We start from the raw sequence: 292 nt of genomic DNA, 5'->3' as shown, positions 1-292 counted from the left end.
CAATCTACCAGCAAGATCAAGTCTGTGGAAGACTTATTTACGATTTCGTCCGTGGGCTTCCGCGGCGAAGCGCTTGCCAGTATTGCCGCTGTCTGCCAGGTGGAACTGATTACAAAGACCAGCGAAGCCCTGACGGGAAGCCGTTACCAGATTGAGGGCGGCATGGAACGGCCGCTGGAGGAGATTGGAGCGCCGGAAGGGACTACATGTATTGCAAGAAATCTGTTTTATAACACTCCGGCCAGAAGGAAATTCTTAAAAACAGCCATGACGGAAGGGTCCCAGGTAGCCG

At 53.1% G+C, this 292-nt stretch carries 1 pseudogene; it reads left to right on the top strand.

The features are described from left to right. Nucleotides 1-292, top strand: a pseudogene (locus NE473_RS31910) (DNA mismatch repair endonuclease MutL); the annotation flags it as partial.

The organism is Hungatella sp. SL.1.14 (genome assembly GCF_024460495.1).
Lineage (GTDB): Bacteria > Bacillota > Clostridia > Lachnospirales > Lachnospiraceae > Hungatella > Hungatella hathewayi.
Note: the sequence above shows the minus strand (reverse complement) of the source record. Positions and strands in the feature narration are given on the sequence as shown.